This is a genomic window from Ruegeria sp. BHSC276 (genome assembly GCF_059612945.1).
Genome location: NZ_JBXWRP010000008.1, coordinates 160,257 through 166,961 on the forward strand (window position 1 = coordinate 160,257; position 6,705 = coordinate 166,961).

The 6,705-nt window shown below is 63.3% G+C and carries 9 protein-coding genes; 3 read left to right on the forward strand and 6 right to left on the reverse strand.

Annotated elements, in window-relative coordinates:
• Positions 1–11: 11 nt before the first annotated feature.
• Entirely contained in the window at positions 12–1,400 is a 1,389-nt protein-coding gene (gene ahcY / locus AC2FMD_RS14830; RefSeq protein WP_496684096.1) for an adenosylhomocysteinase, read from the forward strand.
• Positions 1,401–1,455: 55 nt separating this feature from the next.
• On the opposite strand, the gene AC2FMD_RS14835 is transcribed toward ahcY, so the two are convergent.
• The gene (locus AC2FMD_RS14835; RefSeq protein WP_496742725.1) at positions 1,456–2,103 is read right to left on the reverse strand and encodes a DUF899 family protein; all 648 of its coding nucleotides are present in this window, start codon (positions 2,101–2,103) and stop codon (positions 1,456–1,458) included.
• A 187-nt stretch (positions 2,104–2,290) separates the two neighbouring features.
• Between AC2FMD_RS14835 and AC2FMD_RS14840 the strand changes: the two genes are divergently transcribed.
• Positions 2,291–2,632 (forward strand): DUF2853 family protein, encoded by a 342-nt coding sequence (locus AC2FMD_RS14840; RefSeq protein ID WP_149774134.1) that lies wholly within the window; start codon positions 2,291–2,293, stop codon positions 2,630–2,632.
• A gap of 218 nt (positions 2,633–2,850) precedes the next feature.
• Here the strand turns inward: AC2FMD_RS14840 and AC2FMD_RS14845 are convergent, their stop codons facing one another.
• Genes AC2FMD_RS14845 through tsaD form a run of 4 tightly spaced genes read right to left on the reverse strand, consistent with a single transcriptional unit; the run spans position 2,851 to position 5,600 of the window.
• On the reverse strand, positions 2,851–3,273 hold the full coding sequence (locus AC2FMD_RS14845) for an EVE domain-containing protein (RefSeq protein WP_496684088.1): 423 nt from the start codon (positions 3,271–3,273) through the stop codon (positions 2,851–2,853).
• The gene (locus AC2FMD_RS14850; RefSeq protein WP_005979743.1) at positions 3,273–3,542 is read right to left on the reverse strand and encodes a YciI family protein; all 270 of its coding nucleotides are present in this window, start codon (positions 3,540–3,542) and stop codon (positions 3,273–3,275) included. The genes AC2FMD_RS14845 and AC2FMD_RS14850 overlap by 1 nt, the downstream gene beginning before the upstream one ends.
• Position 3,543: 1 nt before the next feature.
• Positions 3,544–4,506: an NAD(P)H-dependent glycerol-3-phosphate dehydrogenase gene (locus tag AC2FMD_RS14855; protein WP_496742724.1), complete on the reverse strand. Its 963-nt coding sequence runs from the start codon at positions 4,504–4,506 to the stop codon at positions 3,544–3,546.
• The gene (gene tsaD / locus AC2FMD_RS14860) at positions 4,503–5,600 is read right to left on the reverse strand and encodes a tRNA (adenosine(37)-N6)-threonylcarbamoyltransferase complex transferase subunit TsaD (protein ID WP_496742723.1); all 1,098 of its coding nucleotides are present in this window, start codon (positions 5,598–5,600) and stop codon (positions 4,503–4,505) included. Before tsaD ends, AC2FMD_RS14855 begins: the two co-directional genes overlap by 4 nt.
• Positions 5,601–5,697: 97 nt before the next feature.
• Between tsaD and AC2FMD_RS14865 the strand changes: the two genes are divergently transcribed.
• Positions 5,698–6,411, forward strand: a complete 714-nt coding sequence (locus tag AC2FMD_RS14865) for a uroporphyrinogen-III synthase (protein WP_496742722.1) — start codon at positions 5,698–5,700, stop codon at positions 6,409–6,411.
• Here the strand turns inward: AC2FMD_RS14865 and AC2FMD_RS14870 are convergent.
• Positions 6,408–6,705: hypothetical protein (locus tag AC2FMD_RS14870; RefSeq protein WP_496795165.1), on the reverse strand; the 298-nt coding region annotated here is incomplete at its 5' end. The genes AC2FMD_RS14865 and AC2FMD_RS14870 overlap by 4 nt on opposite strands.

Genomic DNA, 6,705 nt, shown 5'->3' on the forward strand with positions numbered 1-6,705 from the left:
TGGAGCATCTGATGGCCGGCGACTACATCGTCAAAGACATTTCACTGGCCGGGTTCGGCCGCAAGGAACTGGATATCGCGGAAACCGAAATGCCGGGCCTGATGGCTCTGCGCGCGGAATACGGCGACAGCAAGCCGCTGAAAGGGGCGCGCATCGTCGGGTCGTTGCACATGACGATCCAGACCGCTGTTCTGATCGAAACGCTGGTCGCGCTGGGCGCGGACGTGCGCTGGGCGTCGTGCAACATCTTCTCGACTCAGGACCACGCGGCGGCAGCCATCGCTAAGGCGGGCATTCCGGTCTTTGCCATCAAGGGCCAGACGCTGGAAGAGCATTGGGACTATCTCGACAAGTCGTTTCAGTTCGAAGACGGCCCCAACATGATCCTGGATGATGGCGGCGACGCCACGCTGTACATCCTGCTGGGCGCGCGCGCCGAAGCGGGTGAGGACATCATCCCCGTCCCGGCTTCGGAAGAGGAAGAGGTCATCAAAGCGCAGATCAAGAAGCGGATGGCGGCAAGCCCGGGCTGGTTCACCAAGGTGCGCGATCAGATCAAGGGCGTGTCCGAGGAAACCACCACCGGCGTCAACCGCCTGTATCAGTTGGTCAAGGACGGCCATCTGCCGTTCCCGGCGATCAACGTGAACGACAGCGTCACCAAGTCGAAATTCGACAACAAGTACGGCTGCAAGGAATCGCTGGTCGACGGCATCCGTCGCGCCACCGACACGATGATGGCCGGCAAGGTCGCCGTGGTCTGCGGTTATGGCGACGTGGGCAAGGGCTCGGCCGCGTCGCTGCGTGGCGCCGGCGCCCGCGTGAAGGTGACCGAGGTCGACCCGATCTGTGCACTGCAGGCCGCGATGGACGGGTATGAGGTGGTTCTGCTGGAAGATGTGGTTTCGACCGCCGACATCTTCATCACCACCACCGGCAACAAGGACGTGATCCGCATCGAGCACATGCGCGAGATGAAGGACATGGCCATCGTCGGCAATATCGGCCATTTCGACAACGAAATTCAGGTGGCCAGCCTGCGCAACCACAAATGGACCAACATCAAGGACCAGGTGGACATGATCGAAATGCCCTCGGGCAACCGTATCATCCTGCTGTCCGAAGGCCGTCTGCTGAACCTGGGCAATGCCACCGGGCATCCGTCCTTCGTGATGTCGGCCTCGTTCACCAACCAGGTTCTGGCCCAGATCGAACTGTGGACCCGCGGCGACCAGTACGAGAACAAGGTCTATATCCTGCCCAAGCATCTGGACGAGAAGGTCGCGCGCCTGCATTTGGACCGGATCGGCGTCAAGCTGACCAAGCTGAACAAGGAGCAGGCGGATTACATCGGTGTCACGCCCGAAGGCCCGTTCAAGCCCGAGCATTACCGGTATTGATCTGTCAGAAATTCGAGGAAAAGGCGGCCATCTGGGCCGCCTTTTTTTGTTGCGGTCAGCGGAGCGACGGCACGAAATCTCCGCGGCCCTGCGGTGTCAGGTCCAGAATGTTCCACAGGGGCCAGGCCGCATCGACATGGCGCGGATGCCAGTCGCTGGGTTCAAAAAACAGCTCGGAGCTCCAGAAATGGTGGATGCCATCCGCATCGCGTTGAAACACGTTCAGGATCGGCAACTGGTTTCCGTCCTCGGTCTCAGCCAGATAGTCTTGCTGGTACGTCGTAACCAACGCGGAAAAAAGCGGCAGATCCTGCCAGCCCATGCGCCGGCGCAGCGCGGCCAGGGCATCCGGCGTATTCTGCGCCACGACCGCAAAGGCGGCTTTTCGGGTCAGATGCGCGACCTGCCCGGTCAGACCGTCCAGAAAGGCCGAGCACATGGGGCAGGGGTCCTGCGCCTTGGGGCCGAACATCAGCGAATACACGACCAGAGTGTCATGATCACCGAAAAGGCTTGAAATCGGGGCAATATCGCCGCTGAGGTTCCGAAAGACGTAATCCTGTGGGATTTGGCCGCCTTTGGGCAAGGTCCGGCGCAGCGCGGCCACTTCCTCGACCCGCGCACGCAGATCGACTTCAGCGGCCAGCAGGGCATTTCGGGCGTTTCGGTACGCGGCGCTTTCGTTGGGAAGGGCGACGGGCATGACGAGTCTCCTTGGATCGTTAATTAACGTTTATGTTAAATAAAGAATCCGAACACATCAAGGCGCGGGCTGCACGGCGTGGTCTACGGGGAACATGCCCGATTTTTCCCTTTGTGCTTTTCCTGCCAGCCGCTACCGTTCAGCCAGCGCCAAAAAGGCCGTACCCCAACCCATACAGGAGAGGACAATGGGAAAACGTGACGAGTTGATCGCAAAATATGCGGATGATCTGAAAAACAAATGCGGTATGGACCCCGACATGGACCTGCTGACCAAAGTGACGATCGGTTGCGGGCCGTCGATCTATGACGCGGATGCCGCAACCGTGGCCGCCAGCCAGGAAGGTGAGCTGGAGACGGTCAAGAACAACTTTCTGATCAAGAAGCTGGGCCTGTCGGATGGCCCGGAACTGATGGAAGCGATCAACAAGGTCATCGAAACCTACGGCAAGTCCGAGCGCAACAAATACCGCGCGGTGGTCTATTACATGCTGACCAAGCATTTCGGCAAAGAGTCCGTCTACGGCTGATCCTGCCGCGACATTTGGAAACGCCCGCCCGGTCGGAGCGGCGGGCGTTTTGCATTTGAATCATAATCTATTGATTCAACGTTTGAAAAACAGACGCTCCCTCGGCTATATTCAACCCGTGACCAGGACGGTCAGAACCAGAGATTTCTTTGCGTGTGGTGAGTAGGGAGCACGCGGGGTAGGGAAGGTTCTGCATCGTCAGGGCCTTCCCTTTTTTCTCAATCCGCCGCGGTCTGGCCCAGTTCGCAGATCACCGCCCATTCGGCCTCGGAGACGGGCTGCACCGACAGGCGCGAGTTCTTGACCAGCACCATGTCGGTCAGCCGTGAATCGGCCTTGATCTGGTCCAGCGTGACCGGTTTGGCAAAGGGGCGCACCGCCTTGATGTCCACGCAGTCCCACCGGTCGTCATCGGTGGTGCTGTCGGGGTGGGCCTCGGCGCAGACCTCGACGATGCCGACGATCGCCTTGTCTTTCTGCGAATGATAGAAAAACCCTCGGTCGCCCAGCTTCATCTGCCGCATGAAATTGCGGGCCTGATAATTGCGCACCCCGTCCCATTCCTCGCCCGCGTCGCCCTTGGCGACCTGCTGGTCCCAGCTCCAGGTCGAGGGTTCGGATTTGAACAGCCAATACGCCATCAGCCGATGACCTTCTTCCACGGGATCAGTTCGACCGACTTGAACAGACCGGCCTTGGCATAGGGGTCGTTGTCGGCCCAGGCCTGTGCGGCGGACAGATCCTCGACATCCAGGATGACCAGCGACCCGATCATGGCATCGCCGTCCAGCAGCGGCCCGGCCTGTGCGACTACGCCTGTTTCTTCGATATAGGCCAGGTGCGCGGCGCGGTTGTCCAGCCGGGTCTGCAGGGCGCCGTCCTTGTCGCGCGCGATCAGGGCGATAAGCATATCATTCCTCCTTGAGTGGGCGATTGAGCAGGGATTGCAAGGCCTCGGCGACACTGTAGGCGCCGCGGCTGAGTTGCGCCACCGTCTGGCAGATGGGCATGTCCAGCCCCTCGGTCGCGGCGATGGTGGCCATGGCATTTGCCGTGGCCACGCCTTCGACGGTGGTCGCGGCGTCAAAGGACTCGTTGCGGCCCAGCGACAGACCGAACCGGAAGTTACGCGACAGGTCGGACGAGCAGGTCAGGACCAGATCGCCCAAACCCGACAGGCCCATAAGGGTCTCGGGCCGGGCGCCGCGCATCGCGGCAAAGCGCTGCATCTCGGCAAAACCGCGCGTCATCAGGGCCGCGCGGGCGCTGTCCCCCAGACCCGCGCCGATGCAGGCCCCGCAGGCGATGGCCATCACGTTCTTCAACGCCCCGCCCAACTCGGCCCCGGTCACGTCGGTGGTCCGGTAGAGCCGCAGGTTGGCGGTGGTCAGCGTCTGTTGCAGCCGGGCGCCCAATTCTGCGTCGGCGCAGGCCAGGGTCAGCGCCGTGGGCAACCCGCGCGCGATGTCATCGGCAAAGCTGGGCCCGGTCAGCAAGGCAGTGCGGGCGTTGGGCAGCACCTGTTCGATCACGGCGATCGGACCGAGGCCAGTGGATAGCTCGATGCCCTTGCAACAGGCCACCAGGATACGACCCTTCAGGTCCGCCCCATGCACCGAAAGAACATCGCGCAGCTTTTGCATGGGCACCGCCAGCAGCAACACGTCGCTCTGACAGGCCAGGGTGATTTCGGCGGTCACGGTGATGGCGTCGGGCAGGGCGATCCCCGGCAGGCGGGTGTCATTGCGGCGGGTCGCCTGCATCGTCTGCGCCTGTTCGCCCGACCGGGCCCACAAGGTGACCGGACCCTTGCCCGCCAGCGAGATCGCCAGCGCGGTGCCGAAGGCGCCCGACCCAAGGACCGAGACACTCATGCCTTGGCCCCCTTGCGCCCACCGCCCAGCATGGCCGGGCTGGTTTGATCCAGCGGCCAGCGGGGTCGGGCGGTCAGGTCCAGCCCGTCGCGCGCGCCCAGCCGGAACCGTTCCAACCCTGCATAGGCGATCATTGCCGCATTGTCGGTGCACAGGTGTAGCGGCGGGGCGGTAAACCGCGCGCCGGCATCCGCCGAAACAGACTCTAACGCAGTCCGAATTGCGGTGTTGGCGGCAACGCCCCCGGCCACGGCAATCACCGGCTCGGCAGGGTTGGTTTCAAGATACAGGGCGACGGCGCGGCGGGTCTTTTCGGCCAGCGTATCCACGACCGCCTGCTGGAACCCGGCGCACAGATCGGCGCGGTCCTGACGCGTCAGCCCGCCCTTTTCGGCCACGATCTGATCGCGCATCCGCATCAAGGCGGTCTTGAGCCCGGAAAAGGACAGATCGCATCCGGGCCGGTCCAGCAGCGGTCGCGGGAAGCGAAAGCGTTTGGGGTTGCCATTGCGCGCCTCGGCCTCGACCGAGGGGCCGCCGGGCTGGGGCAGGCCAAGCAGGCGCGCAGTCTTGTCGAATGCCTCGCCGGGGGCGTCGTCGATAGTGCCGCCCAGCCGCGTGAACTGCTCGGGGCCGTGGGCGATCAGGTATTGGCAGTGCCCGCCGGACACCAGCAGCATCAGGTAGGGAAAGGCGACCCCGTCCGTCAAGCGCGGGGTCAGCGCGTGGCCGGCCAGGTGGTTGACGCCGATCAGCGGCAGGCCGGTGGCCGCGCTGATCCCCTTGGCGCACATCACACCCGACATGACCCCGCCGATCAGTCCTGGCCCGGCGGTCACAGCCACGGCGTCCATATCCTGCAAAGTCAGGCCCGCCTGCTCCAACGCCTGCTGCACGCAGACATCCAGCTTTTCGGCATGCGCGCGCGCCGCAATCTCGGGCACCACGCCGCCGAAGGCGCTGTGCAGGTCCGTCTGGCCATGCACGACCGAAGAAAGAACCTGCGCCGGTTCGCCCTCGGTATGCCGCACCACGGCCGCCGCCGTGTCATCGCAGCTGCTTTCCAATCCCAGAACGGTAAGTGTTTGCACCATCGGCCTGAACCATTGCATCATGATCTCGTCGCGGGGTATCACCCCACGCTGCAGCAAACAATCCTCAAGGCCCGAACGCTCGCCCGTGTACCTGTTGATGACCCGCCCCCGCGCCGCCTCGGAAAGGTTCGTGGCGCAGCTTCCCGAACGGATACGGTCGCGGGTCCAGGTGATTTATTCCCCGCTGCTGGATATCCGACCGATGGAACAGGCGGTGGACACGACCGGAATCCGGGGCCTGATCTTCACCTCGGCCAATGGCGTGGCGGCCGCCGCGGCGCAGAATGTGCGCCGGGATCTGCCCGCCTATTGCGTGGGGCCGGCCACCACCGAAACGGCCCGCCAAGTCGGGTGGGTGGCCCGGATGGCCGGCGAAACCGCCGAGGAACTGGTGGCCAAACTGCTGAAAGAGCGCCCGGACAGCCCACTGCTGCATCTGCGCGGCGAACACAGCCGGGGCAACATCGCGAACCGGCTGACCGAACTGGGCCTGACCGTGCGGGAACAGGCGGTCTATCGCCAGTATTTGCTGCCCCTGACGCCCGAGGCCCAAGACGCGGCGTCTGGATCTGCCCCGGTGATTGCGCCCTTGTTCTCGCCGCGGACCGCGCGACAATTTGCCGACCTTTGGCCTGGACCGGCGCCGCTTTTGGTCGCTGCGATGAGCGGACCGACAGCTGAGCCCCTTGAAAACTTGGCTATTGCCCGTTTGCGGATTGCCAAACGCCCGACGCCCAAGAAAATGCGGAAAGCCGTGAAAAAACTCGTGAAATACGCGATCCGGCTTGAGGGTGCGATGGGCGCGGATTAACTTGGACGCGTCTGCGCGTTAGGTTTTATGGGAATCGACAGGGGGAAGTGACGGTGGCTGCCAAGAAAGACACGGACCAGAAACCGGTGGACGACCCCAAGGCCGACGCGGTGACCGAAGCGGTCGACAAAAACGTCGATGCCGAAGCCCTTGACCCAGAGGATCGGGTTGAGCAGGCCCCTTCCGAAGCCGAAGCCGAAGCCGAAGCCGAAGCCGAAGCCGAAGCCGAAGCCGAAGCCGAAGCCGAAGCCGAAGCCGAAGCCGAAGCCGAAGCCGAAGCCGAAGCCGAAGCCG